At 61.8% G+C, this 18,340-nt stretch carries 16 protein-coding genes; 2 read left to right on the forward strand and 14 right to left on the reverse strand.

All coding sequences use genetic code 11. The annotated features are described in order from the left end of the window. Positions 1-20: 20 nt before the first annotated feature. The 8 genes from gcvP to arcD (AOA59_RS06320) all read right to left on the reverse strand — a co-directional run bounded on the left by gcvP (position 21) and on the right by arcD (AOA59_RS06320) (position 10,529). On the reverse strand, positions 21-2,858 hold the full coding sequence (gene gcvP, locus AOA59_RS06285; RefSeq protein ID WP_099486452.1) for an aminomethyl-transferring glycine dehydrogenase: 2,838 nt from the start codon (positions 2,856-2,858) through the stop codon (positions 21-23). A gap of 10 nt (positions 2,859-2,868) precedes the next feature. Next, positions 2,869-3,252: a glycine cleavage system protein GcvH gene (gcvH, locus tag AOA59_RS06290; protein ID WP_056858590.1), complete on the reverse strand. Its 384-nt coding sequence runs from the start codon at positions 3,250-3,252 to the stop codon at positions 2,869-2,871. Positions 3,253-3,672: 420 nt separating this feature from the next. After that, the gene (locus AOA59_RS06295) at positions 3,673-5,181 is read right to left on the reverse strand and encodes a sigma-54-dependent transcriptional regulator (protein WP_099486454.1); all 1,509 of its coding nucleotides are present in this window, start codon (positions 5,179-5,181) and stop codon (positions 3,673-3,675) included. Between the two features lie 170 nt (positions 5,182-5,351). Continuing rightward, a complete protein-coding gene (locus tag AOA59_RS06300) occupies positions 5,352-5,714 on the reverse strand; it encodes a DUF5064 family protein (RefSeq protein WP_065930452.1) in 363 nt (120 codons plus the stop codon). 18 nt (positions 5,715-5,732) lie between these two features. Further along, positions 5,733-6,662 carry a carbamate kinase gene (gene arcC / locus AOA59_RS06305; protein WP_099486455.1) on the reverse strand — a complete coding sequence of 310 codons (930 nt, stop codon included), beginning with the start codon at positions 6,660-6,662 and terminating at the stop codon, positions 5,733-5,735. A 140-nt stretch (positions 6,663-6,802) separates the two neighbouring features. Then, positions 6,803-7,813, reverse strand: coding sequence for an ornithine carbamoyltransferase (locus AOA59_RS06310; protein WP_015885593.1), 1,011 nt, complete (start codon positions 7,811-7,813; stop codon positions 6,803-6,805). 11 nt (positions 7,814-7,824) lie between these two features. Continuing rightward, positions 7,825-9,081, reverse strand: a complete 1,257-nt coding sequence (arcA, locus tag AOA59_RS06315) for an arginine deiminase (protein WP_099486457.1) — start codon at positions 9,079-9,081, stop codon at positions 7,825-7,827. Between the two features lie 20 nt (positions 9,082-9,101). After that, positions 9,102-10,529, reverse strand: coding sequence for an arginine-ornithine antiporter (gene arcD, locus AOA59_RS06320; RefSeq protein ID WP_099486459.1), 1,428 nt, complete (start codon positions 10,527-10,529; stop codon positions 9,102-9,104). 446 nt (positions 10,530-10,975) lie between these two features. Here arcD (AOA59_RS06320) and arcD (AOA59_RS06325) point away from each other — a divergent pair, with 446 nt between their 5' ends. Both arcD (AOA59_RS06325) and AOA59_RS06330 read left to right on the forward strand, forming a co-directional pair. After that, entirely contained in the window at positions 10,976-12,403 is a 1,428-nt protein-coding gene (gene arcD / locus AOA59_RS06325; RefSeq protein ID WP_099486460.1) for an arginine-ornithine antiporter, read from the forward strand. Next, positions 12,400-13,263 (forward strand): DNA-3-methyladenine glycosylase, encoded by an 864-nt coding sequence (locus AOA59_RS06330; protein ID WP_099486462.1) that lies wholly within the window; start codon positions 12,400-12,402, stop codon positions 13,261-13,263. Before arcD (AOA59_RS06325) ends, AOA59_RS06330 begins: the two co-directional genes overlap by 4 nt. A gap of 102 nt (positions 13,264-13,365) precedes the next feature. Here AOA59_RS06330 and AOA59_RS06335 read toward each other — a convergent pair whose 3' ends face one another. The 6 genes from AOA59_RS06335 to AOA59_RS06360 form a co-directional block, all read right to left on the reverse strand. Continuing rightward, on the reverse strand, positions 13,366-14,715 hold the full coding sequence (locus AOA59_RS06335; protein ID WP_099486464.1) for a CoA transferase: 1,350 nt from the start codon (positions 14,713-14,715) through the stop codon (positions 13,366-13,368). Between the two features lie 40 nt (positions 14,716-14,755). After that, positions 14,756-16,099 carry a HAMP domain-containing sensor histidine kinase gene (locus tag AOA59_RS06340; RefSeq protein ID WP_056858599.1) on the reverse strand — a complete coding sequence of 448 codons (1,344 nt, stop codon included), beginning with the start codon at positions 16,097-16,099 and terminating at the stop codon, positions 14,756-14,758. Positions 16,100-16,165: 66 nt separating this feature from the next. Then, positions 16,166-16,630 (reverse strand): LTXXQ domain protein, encoded by a 465-nt coding sequence (locus AOA59_RS06345; protein WP_056858600.1) that lies wholly within the window; start codon positions 16,628-16,630, stop codon positions 16,166-16,168. 210 nt (positions 16,631-16,840) lie between these two features. After that, entirely contained in the window at positions 16,841-17,518 is a 678-nt protein-coding gene (locus AOA59_RS06350) for a response regulator transcription factor (RefSeq protein ID WP_099486465.1), read from the reverse strand. A gap of 7 nt (positions 17,519-17,525) precedes the next feature. Further along, positions 17,526-17,933, reverse strand: a complete 408-nt coding sequence (locus tag AOA59_RS06355; RefSeq protein WP_099486467.1) for a translation initiation factor 2 — start codon at positions 17,931-17,933, stop codon at positions 17,526-17,528. 107 nt (positions 17,934-18,040) lie between these two features. After that, complete coding sequence (locus tag AOA59_RS06360; protein ID WP_099486469.1) at positions 18,041-18,340, reverse strand: YciI family protein; 300 nt, start codon at positions 18,338-18,340, stop codon at positions 18,041-18,043.

Consider the following 18,340-nt stretch of genomic DNA (forward strand, 5'->3'; position numbering starts at 1 on the left):
ATTGACCGAGTTCAGTCAGATCACGCGTAGCTCTCGATCGACGGGCACGCACACACCAGGTTACGGTCGCCAAACACGTTGTCGACCCGGCCAACCGGCGGCCAGTATTTGCCTTCGATCAACGACGCCACCGGGTACACTGCCTGTTCACGGCTGTACGGGTGGCTCCACTCACCGACGATTTCAGCCGCCGTGTGCGGGGCGTTTTTCAGTGGGTTGTCGTCCTTGTCCAAGGTGCCGTTTTCCACTGCGCGAATTTCCTCGCGGATGGCGATCATGGCGTCACAGAAGCGGTCCAGTTCTTCCCTGGATTCGCTTTCGGTCGGCTCGATCATCAAGGTGCCCGCCACCGGGAACGACATGGTCGGCGCATGGAAACCAAAGTCGATCAGGCGCTTGGCCACGTCATCCACGCTGATGCCGCTGCTGTCTTTCAGTGGGCGCAGGTCCAGGATGCATTCGTGCGCCACCAGGCCGTTGCTGCCGGTGTAGAGCACGGGGTAATGCTCTTCGAGGCGACGGGAAATGTAGTTGGCGTTCAGGATCGCCAGCTGCGAAGCGCGCTTGAGGCCCGCGCCGCCCATCATGCTGATGTACATCCAGGTGATCGGCAGGATGCTCGCGCTGCCAAATGGCGCCGCGCACACCGCGCCTTCCTTGCGCTCCATGGCCGCGTGGCCCGGCAGGAATGGCGTGAGGTGGGATTTAACCCCAATCGGGCCAACGCCCGGGCCGCCACCGCCGTGCGGGATGCAGAAGGTTTTGTGCAGGTTCAGGTGGGACACGTCGCCACCGAACTTGCCCGGTGCGCACAGGCCGACCATCGCGTTCATGTTGGCGCCGTCGATGTACACCTGGCCGCCGTTGTCGTGAATGATGCCGCAGATTTCGCGGATGCCTTCTTCGAACACGCCGTGGGTGGACGGGTAGGTGATCATCAGCGCGGCGAGGTGTTCGCGGTGCTCGATGGCCTTGGCGCGCAAGTCTTCGATGTCGACGTTGCCGCGGGCATCGCAGGCGGTGACCACCACGCGCATACCGGCCATGTTGGCGGTCGCCGGGTTGGTGCCGTGGGCCGACGATGGGATCAGGCAGATGTCGCGGCGTTCTTCGCCACGGCTCTGGTGATAAGCACGGATGGCCAGCAGGCCTGCGTATTCACCTTGGGAACCGGCGTTCGGTTGCAGGGAGATTGCGTCATAACCGGTGGCCGCGCAGAGCATGGCTTCCAGGTCGGAAGTCAGCTCCAGGTAGCCGGCGCTTTGTGCGGCCGGAGCGAATGGGTGCAGGGCACCGAATTCGGCCCAGGTCACCGGGATCATTTCGCTGGCGGCGTTGAGTTTCATGGTGCACGAACCCAGCGGGATCATGGTGCGGTCCAGCGCCAGGTCCTTGTCGGCCAGCTTGCGCAGGTAGCGCATCAGCTCGGTTTCGGAGTGGTAACGGTTGAACACCGGGTGGCTGAGGATCGGCGACTGGCGCAGCAGCGCGGCGGGCAAGGTGCTTTCGGTCGCAGCAAAGGCCGGCAGTGCCTTGCCGTCGGCGAAGATCGCCCACAAGGCTTCGATATCGGCCTGGCTGGTGGTTTCGTCGACCGACAGGCCAACGCGCTCGGCATCGACCACACGCAGGTTGATGCGCTGGGCGCGGGCCTTGTCGTGCAGGTCGGCGGTGTTGGCGCCCGTGTTGAGGGTGATCGTGTCGAAGAAGTTTGCCTGCTCAACCTTAAGGCCCAGGGCGGTCAAGCCTTTGGCCAGGATCGCGGTCAGCTGGTGAATGCGCTGGGCGATCCGGGTCAGGCCTTCAGGGCCGTGGTACACGGCGTACATGCTGGCGATGTTGGCCAACAGGACCTGCGCGGTGCAGATGTTGCTGGTGGCTTTCTCGCGACGGATGTGTTGCTCGCGGGTCTGCATGGCCAGGCGCAGGGCCGGCTTGCCGAAACGGTCGACCGACACACCGACCAGACGGCCCGGCATATCGCGCTTGAACGCATCCTTGGTGGAGAAGTACGCCGCGTGCGGGCCCCCAAAGCCCAGCGGTACGCCGAAGCGTTGCGCGCTGCCGATGGCCACGTCGGCGCCGAACTCACCCGGCGGGGTCAGCAGGGTCAGGGCCAGCAGGTCGGCGGCGACCGCGACCAAGGCATTGGCAGCGTGGAAACGCTCGGTCAGTTCGCGGTAATCAAACACATCACCGTTGCTCGCCGGGTATTGCAGCAGGGCGCCGAAAAACGCGCTGACGTCGGTCAGTTCACGCTCATCGCCCACTACCACGTCGATGCCCAACGGCTCGGCACGGGTGCGCAGCACGTCGAGGGTCTGTGGGTGGCTATGCACGGAGGCGAAGAAAGCGTTGCTGCCCTTGTTCTTGCTCAGGCGCTTGCAGAAGGTCATGGCTTCGGCGGCGGCGGTGGCTTCGTCGAGCAAGGAGGCGTTGGCGATCGGCAGGCCGGTGAGGTCGCTGATCAGGGTCTGGAAGTTCAGCAGTGCTTCCAGGCGGCCTTGGGAAATCTCGGGTTGGTACGGGGTGTAGGCGGTGTACCAGGCCGGGTTTTCCAGCAGGTTGCGCAGGATCGGCGACGGCGTGTGGCAGTTGTAGTAGCCCTGGCCGATGTAAGTCTTGAACAGCTGGTTCTTGCCGGCGATGGCCTTGATCTTGGCCAGGGCCTGGGCTTCGCTCAGGCCGTCTTCCAGGCCGAGCACGCTGGTGCCCTTGATGCTTTCCGGGATCACGCTGGCGCTGAGGGCTTCGAGGGAATCAAAGCCCAGGCTTGCGAGCATGTGCTGCTCATCTTCCTGGCGCGGGCCGATGTGGCGGGCGATGAATTCGTTGGCGGTGCTGAGATTGATGGTCATGGTGCGCTCCTCAGGCTTCAGCGTTGGCTTTGATCAGACGGTCGTACGCATCCTGATCCAGCAGTTTAGCTACCGCCTCGGCGTCGGCCGGTTTAAAGCGGAAGAACCAGCCTTCGCCCATCGGGTCTTCGTTAACCAGTTCCGGGCTGTCGCTGAGTGCGTCGTTTACTTCCAGCACTTCACCGGTCAGCGGCATGTACACGCCGCTGGCGGCTTTCACCGATTCCACGGTGGAGGCTTCGGCGCCCTTGTCGTAAGCCTGCAACTCCGGCAGTTGCACGAAAACCACATCACCCAGCGCGTTCTGCGCGAAAGCGGTGATACCCACGGTGACGCTGCCATCGGCTTCGGCGCGCAGCCATTCGTGATCTTCAGTGAAACGCAACTCGCTCATGGAAACTCCTCAGGGCCAGATTCGTCTGGTGGACGGGATTGGAATAATGGGGAGTTACTTAGCAATATTGCGGCCAATGTTATTAAGTTGTTATAAATCAGCCACTTAACAATTTTGGTTATGGAGATATAATTTTCAGCTGTAGCGATTTCGCTACACTCGAGCACACTAAAAAAAGCCTATGTGGATCAAAGCCTTGCATGGCGCGTAAAAAACAGGGTTGTAGCGATATCGTTACGCTGTAGCGCTTTCAGTACAGCGGATGTCGTTCTCAGACCAAAAATTGGATGCCTTCCATGTGGGAGCGGGCTTGTGTGGGAGCTGGCTTGCCTGCGATAGCATCACCTTGGTCTACCTGAACCACCGAGGTGCCCGCATCGCAGGCAAGCCAGCTCCCACATTCGGACCGCATTTATTCAGTCAGGGCTTATTGGGAATGCCGTACTTGCGCAAGCGATGGGCGATCGCCGTGTGGGACGTTTGCAGGCGGCTCGCCAGTTGGCGGGTCGAGGGGTAACTGGCGTAGAGGGTTTCCAGCAGGTTGCGCTCGAAGTCTTCCACCGCCTGTTCCAGGCTGTCGACTTCGCCGTCGTTCTGGCGCGCCACCGAGGTGCCGGCGATGTCGAGGTCGCCGATGTCCACCAGGCTGCTTTCGCAGATGGCGGCGGCGCGGAAGATCACGTTTTGCAGTTGGCGCACATTACCCGGCCAGCGGTTGCCCAGCAGCGCCGGGTAAGTGCCGGGCGCCAGGCGGCACACCGGGCGCTGGATCTGCGCACAGGCCTGCTGCATGAAGTAGCGGGCCAGCAGCAGAATGTCCTGGCCGCGCTCGCGCAGCGGCGGCACTTCGACGTTGAGCACATTAAGGCGGTAGAACAGGTCTTCGCGGAAGGTGCCCTCGCTGACCATCTTTTCCAGGTCGCGGTGAGTAGCGCTGAGAATGCGCACATTGACCTTCACTTCGCGGTCGCCGCCCACCCGGCGAAAGCTGCCGTCATTCAGAAACCGCAGCAGCTTGGCCTGCAAATACGGCGACATCTCACCGATCTCATCAAGGAACACCGTGCCCTGGTTGGCCAACTCCATCAGCCCGGGCTTGCCGCCACGCTGCGCGCCGGTAAAGGCGCCAGGCGCATAACCGAACAACTCACTTTCGGCCAGGTTCTCCGGCAATGCCGCACAGTTCAAGGCCAAAAACGGTGCACTGTGGCGTGCGCTGATGGCATGGCAGGCGCGGGCGACCAGCTCTTTGCCGGTGCCGGTTTCGCCCTGGATCAACAGCGGCGCATCCAGCGCCGCCACCCGTTGCGCCCGGGCTTTGAGGGTGCGAATCACCGGCGACTCGCCCAGCAGCGCATCAAACCCTTCGGCATGGTCGTGATGCAGCGCCGACAGTTGCTCACCGATGCGGTTGGGTTGGTACAGGGTCAGCAGGGCGCCGGCGTCGGTGATCGGTGTGGCGTCGAGCAAAAAGGTCTGGCCGTTGACGCTGATCTCGCGCAACGGCAAACGAAAGCCCTGTTCGAGCAAAGTCTCCAGCAGCGCCGGGTCGTTGAACAACGCGCTGATGCTTTCACCCGCCGGTTCGCGGCCATACAGCGCGATCAGCGCCGGGTTGGCCAGCAGGATCTTGCCCGCGCTGTCCAGGGCCAGCACCGGGTCGGTCATGGCTGCGAGCAGCGCGTCGAGTTGCAGGTGGCGGCGTTGGCCGGGAAGGATATCCACCACGGTGACCGCCTGTACGCCGTGCACGCTGAACAGCGCATCGCGCAGTTCTTCGAGCACCTCGGCGCTCAGGGTCGGCGCGTCGATGTACACGTTGGGCGGCACCATCTCCACCGCATCCAGGTTGAGATTGCGCCCACCGAGCAAGGCCAGGACTTCCTGGGTAATGCCGACGCGGTCGATGAAGCTGACGTGGATACGCATGGGGCTAGCAATTCTGGGGAACTGGAGGCGGCAAGTATGCCTTGGAGCGCAGGGAGATCAAAATGTGGGAGCTGGCTTGCCTGCGATCGCGGTGTGTCAGCCGATACTTTCGGTGACTGTTCCACCGTCATCGCAGGCAAGCCAGCTCCCACATGGGACTTACGGTGTTGTTATTCCAGGTGTTCGGGCTTGACCGGATCGCCGGACTTCACATCCAACTGATGCCGTACATCCTCAAACATCAAGTCGTACTGCTTGTGCATCGAGCCGTTAAGCGTCGCCACCTTCGGCATCCCGTATTTTTGCGCGATGTTCATCGCATGCCGGGCAAAGTCGAAGGCCTGGTCCTTGGGCAAAAAGAATTCCTCCTTGAGGTCCTTGCCCTGCACCGAGCCGTGCAGCTTGAACAGCATTCCCTTGCCTTCCTTTGGATCCTGGCTGACCTCGTAGTCGATGCACAGGTTGTAGCTGTAGTCCTCCTTGTTGAGCGCGTGACGTTCGATGTGCAGGTGACCGGGTTCAAAGGTGGCCATAGGCGTTTCTCCTCTACTTCACAGGTAGGTGATGCCAGGTTTTGCCGTGCTGATACGCGTGCCGGCGCTGCCCTGGACAATGGCTTCGATGTCCGAGAGTGAACCGATCACTGCGGTTTTGCCAGTCTGACGGGCGAACTCGCAGGCCGCTTGTACCTTCGGTCCCATGGAGCCGGCGGCGAAGCCGAGCTTCTCCATGTCGTCGGGATGGGCCTGGCCGATAGCCTTCTGGGTCGGCTTGCCGAAGTCGATAAAAGCCGCATTCACATCGGTCGCGATCACCAGCAAATCGGCGTCCAGTTGCGAGGCCAGCAAGGATGAGCACAGGTCTTTGTCGATCACCGCTTCAATACCGCGCAGTGTGCCGTCTTCGCCATACATCGTCGGGATGCCGCCGCCACCGGCGCAAATCACAATGGCGCTTTTTTCCAGCAGCCACTTGATCGGGCGGATTTCAAAGATGCGTTTGGGGCGTGGGCTGGCCACCACGCGGCGGTATTTGTCGCCATCGGGGGCGATGGCCCAGCCTTTTTCAGCAGCGAGTTTTTCGGCTTCGGCCTTGGAGTACACCGGGCCAATGGGTTTGGTCGGGTTCTGGAAGGCCGGGTCCTTGGCGTCGACTTCCACTTGGGTGAGCAAGGTGGCGAACGGTACTTCGAAGTCCAGCAGGTTGCCCAGTTCCTGTTCGATGATGTAGCCGATCATGCCTTCGGTCTCGGCGCCGAGCACGTCCAGCGGGTACGGCGAAACCTGGGTGTAGGCCGCCGCCTGCAATGACAGCAGGCCGACTTGCGGGCCATTGCCGTGGGCAATCACCAGCTCGTTGCCGGGATGGATCTTGGCGATCTGTTCGGTGGCGATGCGGATATTGGCGCGTTGGTTGTCCGCCGTCATGGGTTCACCACGGCGGAGCAGGGCGTTGCCGCCCAGGGCTACGACGATGCGCATAAAAATGTCCTTCTAAAAGCGTGGCTGAAGGAACGCGGTTAATGTGGGAGCTGGCTTGCCTGCGATAGCGATGGATCATGTAGACCGCCATCGCGGGCAAGCCCGACTCCCACATGGGAGCGCATTACCAGCTTGATGGGTTAGATATCCGCCAGCGCCGACACCAGAATCGCCTTGATGGTATGCATGCGGTTTTCTGCCTGCTCAAACGCGATGTTGGCCGGCGACTCGAACACTTCCTCGGTCACTTCCACGCCATTGGCCAGGTTCGGATAACGCGCGGCGATGTCCTTGCCCACCTTGGTCTCACTGTTATGGAACGCCGGCAGGCAGTGCATGAACTTCACGCGCGGGTTGCCCGAGGCTTTCATCATCTTGGCGTTGACCTGGTACGGCAACAGTTGCTCGATACGCTCGTCCCACGCTTCCACCGGCTCGCCCATCGACACCCAGATATCGGTGTGGATGAAGTCCACGCCTTTCACGGCTTCTTTCGGGTCTTCGGTGATGGTGATGCGTGCGCCGCTTTCCTCGGCAAAGGCCTGGCACTGCTTGATGAAATCTTCGTGTGGCCACAGCGCTTTTGGCGCCCCGATGCGCACGTCCATGCCCAGTTTGGCGCCGATCATCAGCAGCGAGTTGCCCATGTTGTAGCGCGCGTCGCCCAGGTACGCGTAGCTGATGTCATGCAGCGGCTTGTCGCTGTGCTCGCGCATGGTCAGGGTGTCGGCGATCATTTGGGTCGGGTGGAATTCGGCGGTCAGGCCGTTGAACACCGGCACACCGGCGAACTTGGCCAGCTCTTCAACGATTTCCTGCTCAAAGCCACGGTACTCGATGGCATCGAACATCCGGCCCAGGACGCGGGCGGTGTCTTTCATGCTTTCCTTGTGGCCGATCTGCGACGACACCGGGTCGATATAGGTGACGTGGGCGCCCTGGTCATGGGCTGCCACTTCGAACGCGCAACGGGTGCGAGTCGAGGTTTTTTCGAAGATCAGCGCGATGTTTTTGCCTTGCAGGTGCGGACGCTCGGTGCCGGTGTACTTGGCGCGTTTGAGGTCGCGGGACAGGTCCAGCAGGTAGTTCAACTCGCGGGTAGTGTGGTGCATCAGCGACAGCAGGCTGCGGTTGCGCATGTTAAAAGCCATGATGAGTCTCCTTAATAGTCGATTGGGTCGCGGATGATCGGGCAGGTCATGCAGTGGCCACCGCCACGGCCTCGGCCCAGTTCACCGGCGCTGATGGTGATGACTTCCACACCGGCCTTGCGCAGCAGGGTGTTGGTGTAGGTGTTGCGGTCGTAACCGATCACCACGCCAGGCTCCACGGCCACCACGTTGTTGCCGTCATCCCATTGCTCGCGCTCGGCGGCGAAGCTGTTGCCGCCGGTCTCGACCACACGCAGTGCCTTGAGGTTGAGCGCTGCGGCCACGGTTTCGAGGAAATTGGTTTTCTCCCGCTGGATGTCGATGCCGTGCGGCTTGCTCTCATCCGGGCGCAGGGTGAAGGGCACGATCTGGTTGACCACTTCGGGGAAGATGGTCACCAGGTCGCGGTCGCAGAAGCTGAACACGGTGTCCAGGTGCATCGCCGCGCGGGACTTTGGCAGGCCGGCAACGATCACGCGTTCCACGGCTTTGTTTTTGAACAGGTTGCGCGCCAGTTGGCCAATCGCCTGGTGCGAAGAACGCTCGCCCATGCCGATCAACACCACGCCATTGCCAATCGGCATCACGTCGCCGCCTTCCAGCGTGGCTGCGCCGTGTTCCTGATCGGGGTCGCCGTACCAGATCTGGAAGTCGGCGTTGGTGAACTCGGGGTGGAATTTATAGATGGCGCTGGCCAACAGGGTTTCCTGACGTCGCGCCGGCCAGTACATCGGGTTGAGCGTCACACCGCCGTAGATCCAGCAGGTGGTATCGCGGGTGAACTGAGTGTTGGGCAGCGGCGGCAGAATGAAGCTTGAGTGGCCGAGGAAGTCGCGGAACATCTCGATGGTTCGGCCACCAAAGCTGCTCGGCAGGTCATCGGCCGACACGCCGCCAATCAGGAACTCGCTGATCTTGCGCGGCTCCAGGCTGCGCAGCCACGAGCCGACTTCATCGACCAGGCCCATGCCAACCGTATTGGCGGTGATCTTGCGTTCCAGAATCCAGTCCAGCGCTTCTGGGATGGCGACGATATCGGTCAGCAGGTTGTGCATTTCCAGCACATCAATGTCCCGCTCGCGCATCTTGGTCACGAAGTCGAAGTGGTCGCGCTTGGCCTGGGCCACCCACAGCACGTCATCGAACAGCAGTTCGTCGCAGTTGTTGGGGGTCAGCCGCTGATGGGCCAAACCTGGGGAGCACACCATGACTTTGCGCAGTTTGCCGGCTTCGGAATGTACGCCGTACTTCACTTTTTCCGTGGTCATTACAGATCCTCCAGTCAGAATTACAGAGTCAGGAAGCCGTCGTAGAGGCCATAGGCAGCCACCAGGGCGCCAATGACGACTGCGGCAAAAATCAGCTTCTCGACGTTGGTGAAAATCGGCTTGCCCAGTTCATGCTTGGCCTTGGCGAACAGGATGGCGCCGGGGGCATAGAGCAGGGCGGACAGCAGCAGGTATTTGGTGCCACCGGCGTAGAGCAGCCAGACCGCGTAGATCAGGGCGATGGCGCCGATGAACAGGTCTTTCCTGCGCTCGCGCAGGGCGTTTTCGTAGGTCTCGCCACGCACCGCCAGCAGCAGCGCATAGGCCGCCGACCACAGGTAAGGCACCAGGATCATCGAGGTGGCGAGGTAGATCAGTGACAAGTAAGTGCTGGCCGAGAACAACGTGATCACCAGGAAAACCTGGACCATCGCATTGGTCAGCCACAGGGCGTTGACCGGCACGTGGTTGGCGTTTTCGCGGCGCAAAAACTCCGGCATGGTGTGGTCCTTGGCGGCGGCGAACATGATCTCCGCACACAGCAGCACCCACGACAGCAGCGCACCCAGCAGCGAGACGATCAAACCGACGCTGATCAACACCGCGCCCCAGTGGCCCACCACATGCTCCAGCACGGCAGCCATCGATGGGTTCTGCAGTTTGGCCAGTTCCGGTTGGGTCATGATGCCCAGGGACAGCACGTTCACCAGCATCAGAAACAGCAGCACGGTGATAAAGCCGATCACGGTGGCCTTGCCGACGTCGCTGCGTTTTTCTGCACGGGACGAGAAGATGCTCGCGCCTTCGATGCCGATAAACACCCACACGGTGACCAGCATCATGTTGCGCACCTGGTTCATCACACTGCCCAGATCGGGGTTTTTCAAGCCCCAGATGTCAGCGGTAAAGATGTCCAGCTTGAACGCGAACACAGCGATCAACACGAACAGCACCAGCGGCACCACTTTGGCGACGGTGGTCACCAGGTTGATGAACGCCGCTTCCTTGATGCCGCGCAGTACCAGAAAGTGCACGGCCCACAGCAGCACCGAGGCGCCGATCACCGCCGCTGGCGTGTTGCCCTCGCCAAAAATGGGGAAGAAGTAACCGAGGGTGCTGAACAGCAACACGAAGTAACCGACGTTGCCCAGCCAGGCGCTGATCCAGTAACCCCAGGCTGATGAGAACCCCATGTAGTCGCCGAATCCGGCCTTGGCATAGGCGTACACGCCGCCGTCGAGGTCGGGCTTGCGGTTGGCCAGGGTCTGGAACACGAAAGCGAGGGTGAGCATGCCGATGGCGGTAATGACCCAGCCGATCAACACCGCGCCGACATCGGCGCTGGCGGCCATGTTTTGCGGGAGTGAGAAGATCCCGCCGCCAATCATTGAGCCCACGACCAGCGCAACCAGGGCGCCGAGTCGAAGTTTTCCGGGAGTTTCAGACATTGCATGACTCCAATGCAGGAGAAGAGAGACCACAGAATAATTCCGTGCGCTAGTCAAACAGCTGACTCAGATCACTTCATTGGCACATTCCATTGTGAATTAATGACTTAAGGGTAAAATCCCGAGGCAATAGTTTCCCCCGCAAAGGCGCTTTCCAGAGCGGCTCCTGCGTTTTTATTAATCATTTAGTCCGAGGTATGGACGTTTGACCGTAGCCCGTTTTGTCGAATGTGCAAACTTTTCTCAATTAAGTGCCTAAGCCTGCACGAACTGGCAAAGTGCCTGCTCTATTTAAATTCTAAATAAGCCTAAACTTTATAAACTGTCATGCCATTGCGTTATGAGCGTGGTGGTTTTATCGCGGTCTTTAATAAACGCTACACTCGTCGAGTTAATTAGTTGAGTGCCCGCGTGTTCTCTCAAACTATTTTATTTCAGGAGTTTTCATGTCCCAACCGGCCGAGAAACTACGCCTCAGCGCGTTGATTGCCCTGGTGGTGGGTTCGATGATCGGCGGCGGGATTTTCTCTTTGCCGCAGAACATGGCCGCACGCGCCGAAGTGGGCGCCGTGCTGATCGGCTGGGCGATCACCGCCGTCGGCATGCTCACCCTGGCCTTTGTGTTCCAGACCCTGGCCAATCGCAAACCTGAACTGGACTCCGGCGTGTATGCCTACGCCAAGGCCGGGTTCGGTGACTACATGGGGTTTTCGTCGGCCTGGGGCTACTGGATCAGTGCGTGGATGGGCAACGTCGGTTACTTCGTGTTGCTGTTCAGCACCCTCGGCTACTTTTTCCCGGTGTTCGGCCAGGGCAATACGCCGGTCGCCATCGGCTGCGCCTCGCTGCTGCTGTGGGCGGTGCATTTTCTAGTGCTGCGTGGCATCAAGGAGGCGGCCTTCATCAACCAGATCACTACGGTGGCGAAGATCGTGCCGTTGCTGATGTTTATCGTGATCGCCGCCGTGGCGTTCAAGGCGGATATTTTTACCCGCGATATCTGGGGCCTGGGCAACCCGCAATTTGGCAGCGTGGTCGATCAGGTACGCAATATGATGCTGGTCACTGTGTTCGTGTTTATCGGTATCGAGGGCGCCAGTGTGTATTCGGCGCGCGCCGAGAAGCGCTCGGACGTGGGCCGCGCCACGGTGATCGGCTTTGTCGGTGTGCTGGCACTGCTGGTGCTGGTGAACGTGCTGTCCCTGGGCATCATGAGCCAGCCGGAATTGGCGCAATTGCAGAACCCGTCATTGGCGGGGGTGCTGGAACATATCGTCGGGCCGTGGGGCGCGATGGCGATCAGCATCGGGTTGGCCGTGTCGCTGCTCGGCGCCTTGCTGTCATGGGCGCTGCTGTGTGCGGAAATCCTCTACGCCACTGCCCATGACAACACCATGCCGGCCTTCCTGAAAAAGGAAAACCCCAACCGGGCGCCGGTCAATGCGCTGTGGCTGACCAATGTGATGATCCAGGTGTTCCTGGTGATCACGCTGTTTTCCCACAGCACCTACACCACCCTGATTTACCTGGCCTCGTCGATGATCCTGGTGCCGTACCTGTGGTCGGCGGCCTACGCGGTGCTGCTGAGCGGGCGCGGCGAAACCTATGCCGGTGCCCAGCGCCAGCGTTATAAGGATTTTCTGGTCGGCCTGATCGCCCTCGGCTATGCCGTCTGGCTGCTGTATGCCGGTGGCTTGAAGTACCTGCTGCTCTCGGCGTTGCTGTATGCGCCCGGCGTGATCCTGTTTGCCCTGGCCAAGCGCGAACAGGGCCAGCCCTTGTTTACGCACATGGAAAAAGGCATTTTCAGTTGCGTGATTGCGGGCGCGGGGCTGGCGGCTTATGGGCTGTATAGCGGGGTGTTGTCGTTGTGAGATTGGCGTATGAGCCGCCCTATGACTGGGCGGCAATGCTGGGTTTTCTATCGGCGCGGGCCATCATCGGGTTGGAGACCGTGGAGGCCGGCGTGTATCGGCGCAGCGTCAGCATTGGCGGGCAACATGGCTGCATCAGCGTGGCGCCGGGCGCGGGCGCTTGGCTGGAAGTGGGCGTTGAGTTTCCCGACATGGCGGCGTTGCCCGAGATCGAGCGGCGCCTGCGGGCGATGTTCGATCTGGATGCGCGGCCTGGTTTGATCAATGCGCAACTGGCCGCCGACCCGTTGATGGCGCAGTTGGTGGCTGCCCGCCCTGGCCTGCGGGTGCCGGGGACGTGGGATGGTTTGGAGCTGGCGATTCGTGCGGTGCTGGGCCAGCAGATCACGGTGGTCGCGGCCATTCGCCTGGCGGGTAAATTGGTGGCGCAGTATGGCCAGCCGCTGCAAACGCCCCATACCGGTATTACCCATGTATTTCCTGCTCCTGAAGTCTTGGCGGCGGCGGACCTGGCGACCTTGGGCATGCCCAAGGCGCGGGGCCGTACCTTGTCGGGTGTGGCTCGGGCGTTGCTGGATGATCCGCAATTATTTGCAGCCAAGGCCAGTCTCAAGGACGGCGTGGCGCGCCTGGTAGTCTTGCCGGGAATTGGCGACTGGACCGCGCAGTACATCGCCATGCGTCAGTTGCGTGAGCCGGATGCGTTTGCGTCGGGGGATATTGGCTTGATCAATGCGCTGGCGGCGCTGGAAGGCGGGCCGGTATCGGCGCGGCAGTTGTTGGCCCGTGCCGAAGCGTGGCGGCCCTTGCGGGCGTATGCGGCGCAGCATTTGTGGACGTCGTTGAGCCGGGTGGATTGAAGGCGGTTGTCAGGGCCTCATCGCAGGCAAGCCAGCTCCCACATTTGGCTGTGTTCACACATCCAATGTGGGAGCTGGCTTGCCTGCGATAGCGATCTCAATTCACCACTGAGCTCGATGTGAGCCCAATTCCCCAGCGGGCAAATCCCACTGCAACGGCGTGCCACTGATGGTCACCGGTGCCAGCAAACGATGGGCCTGGCCCCACGCCGTCTGCTCCACCACCAAGCCCTGATCGCCCGGTTCTTCGGCCCGCAACGCCGGCTGCTCCGGCACTTGCCCGGCCTCCACCAGCAACTTTGCGGTGCGCGCCAATGACAAGCGCGCCGAACCGCCACGGCCGGTTTTCAGCCGCTCACTCAACGCTTGAATCGCACTGGCCGCCATCAAATACCCGGTCGCATGATCCAGCGCCTGCAACGGCAGCGGCACCGGTTTATCTGCCTGTTTCCAGGCCATGCCGGCGTCGGCAATGCCGCTGCTCATCTGCACCAGGCTGTCAAAGCCGCGACGGTTGCGCCACGGGCCGCTCCAGCCGTAGGCGTTGAGGCTTACGTCGATCAGGCCGGGGGCGAGGCGTTGTAATTCTGTGGCGGTGTAGCCCAACTGTTCGAGCGCGTCGGCGCGGTAGCCGTGGAACAGGATGTCGGCGTCCTTGAGCAGGTTTTCGAACACCTGGCGGTCTTCGGCACTTTTAAGGTTCAGGCGTGCGCAGCGTTTTCCCAGGGTCATTTCCGGCACTACGCCCGGTTCGTTCCAGGTCGGCGAGTCGATGCGCAGTGCATCGGCGCCCAGGCCTGCGAGAAAACGACTGGCCACAGGACCGGCCAACACACGGGTCAAGTCCAGCACCTTGATGCCGGCCAGCGGGCGTGCCACCGAGCCGAGCCACGGTTTATCGCCAGTGGTGTCGAAGGTCTGGCGCTGCACCAATGCCTCGGCGTTCACCGCCAACCCTTGCGGATGGGTTTGCCAGGCCTGCCAGGTACGCATCTGCGCCGCGCAACCGCCGGCATCGACGATCGCCTGTTCCAGTTCGGCGGCGTTCCAGGTGGCGACTTTACTGGCCATCTCGGCGCGGTCATTGACCTTGCCCAGGACGCGCTCGGCGGCAGCACGGTGGTGGGGCGCATTGGTGTGCAAACGGATCCAGCCGTCGGCGCTGGCGTAGTCGCCGGCCACCGGGTCCCACAGCGGCGGTACTTGCCAGCCCACCGGGCGAATCGAGGAGGAGAACCAGAAGGAAGCGAGGCGCCGGTCCACGCTCACGCTGGGCAAGCGCCCGGTTTGTTGCTGGATAAGTTGAGCAACCGCCTGGCCGGCAGCGCCCAGGCTGGCGCTGGCCAGTTCGGTCACGGCAAAGGTCGAGGGCAGGGCGCCGGCCTCGGTGAACGTCAGTGGGGTTTGCGGTAAATCGAGTGCGGCTTGGATGGGTGTCAGCAGGTCAGTCATCAAAGGCCCTCCGTTAGAGAAGGGCCACTATAGAAGATCCTCACACGGCTGTGACCACTCCCGGCACCAACGGCAAGTCGATGCTGGCGATAAAACCGCCGTCCGGGTGATTGGCCAGAATCAGGCTGCCGCCATGGCGTTCGGCGGCGCGACGGGCAATCGCCAGGCCCAGCCCGTGGCCTTGGGCCGCTTGACCGGGCGCGCGATAAAACGGCTCGCCCAGTTGGCTCAGGTGTTCGGCTTCAACGCCGGGGCCGTGGTCGCGCACGCTGATCAGGATGCGCTCGCCCTGGTGCTGGGCGCTTAGCTCGATCGGCTGGCCAACGGGGTTAAACCGCTGGGCGTTACGCAGCAGGTTGTCCACCGCGCGCTCGATCATGGTCGGCCAGCCCTTGAGGTGCAGCTCGGGTTCGGCGCTCAGTTGCACCACCTGTTCCGGCGCACTGAGTTGGGCATCCTTTTGTAAGGTTCTGAGCAGTGGGGTGAGGTCGACCTCTTCGGCGCTGGCGTTGTCGGCGTCCACGCGGGCCAGCACCAGAATCTCGCTGATGAGTGCTTCCAGACGGTCGCACTCACGGGTCAGGCGCGGCCACAGGCGTTCGCGTTCTTCGGGGCCGGCGCGTTCGGCCAGGGCCAGGGCGATGCGCAAGCGGGCCAGCGGCGAGCGCAGTTCGTGGGACACATCGCGCAGCAACTGGCGCTGGCTGCCGATCAGGCTTTGCAGGCGTGCGCCCATGCGGTTGAAGTCCGTGGCCAGCACGCCGAATTCATCGCGGCGGTTGGCCAGTTGCGCCAGGCTGTTTTGCTGATAGGTGGTCTGGCCCAGGTCATGCACTGCGCCGCGCAGGCGGCTGAGTGGGCGGGTAATGGACAGGGTCACCAGCAGGCTGAACAGCGTCAGCACCACCAGGGCAATGGCCAGTGCGCTCAACGGCCACATCAGGCTGCTGCGGTGCCAGGCGTCCAGCTCCGGGTTGGGGATGCGGTAGATCAGCAGGTACGTGTCACCGGTTTTTTCACTGGTGTACTCGGCGGTCAGGCGGCGCCAGGGCAGATGGCTGTCCTGGTTGTCATTCTGGCGGGCTTCGAAGGCGGCGGCACGGCGCGGGAAAGTGCCGCGTACCACTGGGTCGCCGCTTTCGTTGAGGACCTGCACGTCGATGTGGTACTGGCGTTTGCGTTGTTGCAGCAACTCCTGGGCGGCGTCCTCACCCTGGGCTTCGTAGAGTTGCGTCCACTCTTGCGCCAGGTTGTTGAGGCCGGGATGGCGGCTCAGAATCCAGGTGTCCTGGTTGAGCATATGCCCAAGCAGGATCGACAGCCCGGCAACCAAGGCGATGGCCAGCCAGAAACTGGCCAGGATGCGCCAGAACAATGAACGCACAGGAAACCCTCAAACAGGAAAAGCCCAGCGGCGCTAGCCACTGGGCTGGGAGGTAACGCTAGCGCATTATTGCGCTTTTTGCGGCTGTTGCGCTTTCCAGGCCTGGAATTCCTTCCACTCGGCGCGGCGCTCGGCTTGCTTCTTGACGATCTCGTCGAACTTCTTCTGTTGATCGGGTTTGAGCACGGCACGGATGTCAGCCTGGGTTTTCTGCTTGGCGGCGGCCATGTCGTTTTTCATGGCTTGCTGGTCAGCGGCCGGCAGCTTGTCGAGGTACTTGCGCACGATTTCTTTGCGGCCGTGCCATTGTTCGCCCATCAGCTTGCCGATTTGCTCGCGCTGTTCGCGGCTCAGGTCGAGCTGGCTGAAGGGGCCGCCTTTGCCACGCGGACCGTGTTCGCCGCCGTGGCCTGGGCCGCCCATCATATGGCCTTCAGGGCCGCCCATCGGGCCTGGGCCTTCTGGCGCTGCGGCCATGGCGATGGTTGGCAGGGCAGCGGCGAACATCAGAGCGATAAGGGTCTTGCGCATGGTGTTTCTCCTGTCTCTATTCCGGTGAGTCCGGATGTGAGTAGGTTACCCAGCGCAAGGTCAGCGGCGGTCAGGGGAGGGTAAAGCTTGGGTAAAGAGGGTTTGTTGCGAGGTTTACATTGATCGTTCCCACGCTCTGCGTCACCGGCGTACACAGCGGAACGCAGAGCGTCCCCGGCGGCATTACCACGCGGAGCGTGGGAACGATCGTTAGAGGCTGTAGTAATAGCCACGGCTGCGCAGCGCCACGATCCGCGGCCGGCCATCCGGGTGTGGGCCGATCTTTTTGCGCAGGTTGCTCACGTGCATGTCCAGGCTGCGATCGTACAGAGTGAGCTTGCGGCCCAGGGCGATCTGCGCCAGTTCCTGCTTGTCCAGCGGCTCGCCGGGCTGGCGCAGCAAGGCTTCGAGCAGGCGGCTTTCGGACACCGTGAGCGTGAATTCCTGCTCGTCGATGCTGACCACGCCGCGCACCGGGCTGAAGCACAAATCGCCCAGCTCCATCTGCGTCGACACCGCCGCCGGGTGGCTGCGGCGCAGCACGGCGCGCAGGCGCGCAGTCAGTTCGCGAGGGTCGCAGGGCTTGGCCAGGTAATCGTCGGCACCCAGTTCCAGGCCGAGGATACGGTCCAGCGGTTCGCCACGGGCCGAGAGCATCACCACCGGTAACTCCGGGTGGTCATTGCGCAATTGCTTGAGCAACTCCAGGCCGCTGCCATCCGGCAGCATCACGTCAAGCACCACGGCGGCGGGTGAGGCTTCGGCCAGGGCTTTGCGGGCGCTCAAGCCGTCGTGGCAGGCGCGCACCTGGAAACCTTCCTGGCTCAGCCAACTGGTCAGCAGCTCACAGAGCTCCTGGTCATCATCTATCAGTAACAGCTCGCTCATGACTCACTCAATTTAGCCATTGTCGACGGCGACGGTGCCCACCGCTGGCGAAGATCCCACACAGCAAGGCGATCAGTGCGACAGCCCCGCCGGTAACAAACCACTGTTGTTGTTCGGTCAGCCAGCGGTTCAAGGCGCCGCCTTGTGTCTCTTTGAGTTGCTGGACCAGGCGTTGGTTCTCCTGGCGCAAGCGATTCAGTTGAGCGCTTTCACGGGCATTCTCGGTGCTTTGCAGTTGTTTGCTCAATGCTTCACGCAGCCGTTCGCTTTCTTTCAAGCGTTGCTGCAACTCGGTGATCTGGCTGCCGACACTCAGGGACAAGGGCGTGGAGCTGCCGGTGTTTGAGGTTTCTTCCGCGTGGGCGGTCGCCCCGATCATTAACACTGCCAACAGACACAACGGACGTAAGCGCATCGGAACTCCTGATTCCACACGAATATTCAGAACGTTGTCGGCAGGTTACCGAGAATAATGAGCAATCAGGAGCGCGCCGAACCTATCAGGTTCAGCGCAGCCGGGCTTTAAGGCAGGACTTGCTTGAACGGCTTGACCACCACATCAGCGTAGACGCCCGCAGCAATGTAGGGATCGGCTTTGGCCCAGGCCTGGGCATCGGCCAGCGAGGCGAACTCGGCAATGATCAGGCTGCCGGTGAAGCCGGCGGCGCCTGGGTCATTGCTGTCGACGGCCGGGTGCGGGCCTGCGATCACCAGACGGCCTTCGGCTTGCAAGGTTTTCAGGCGCTCAACGTGCGCCGGGCGTACGCTCAGGCGTTTTTCCAGCGAATCGGCAACGTCGGTGGCAATGATGGCGTAGAGCAT

The sequence above is a fragment of the Pseudomonas sp. 2822-15 genome (assembly GCF_002742515.1).
Classification (GTDB): domain Bacteria; phylum Pseudomonadota; class Gammaproteobacteria; order Pseudomonadales; family Pseudomonadaceae; genus Aquipseudomonas; species Aquipseudomonas salomonii.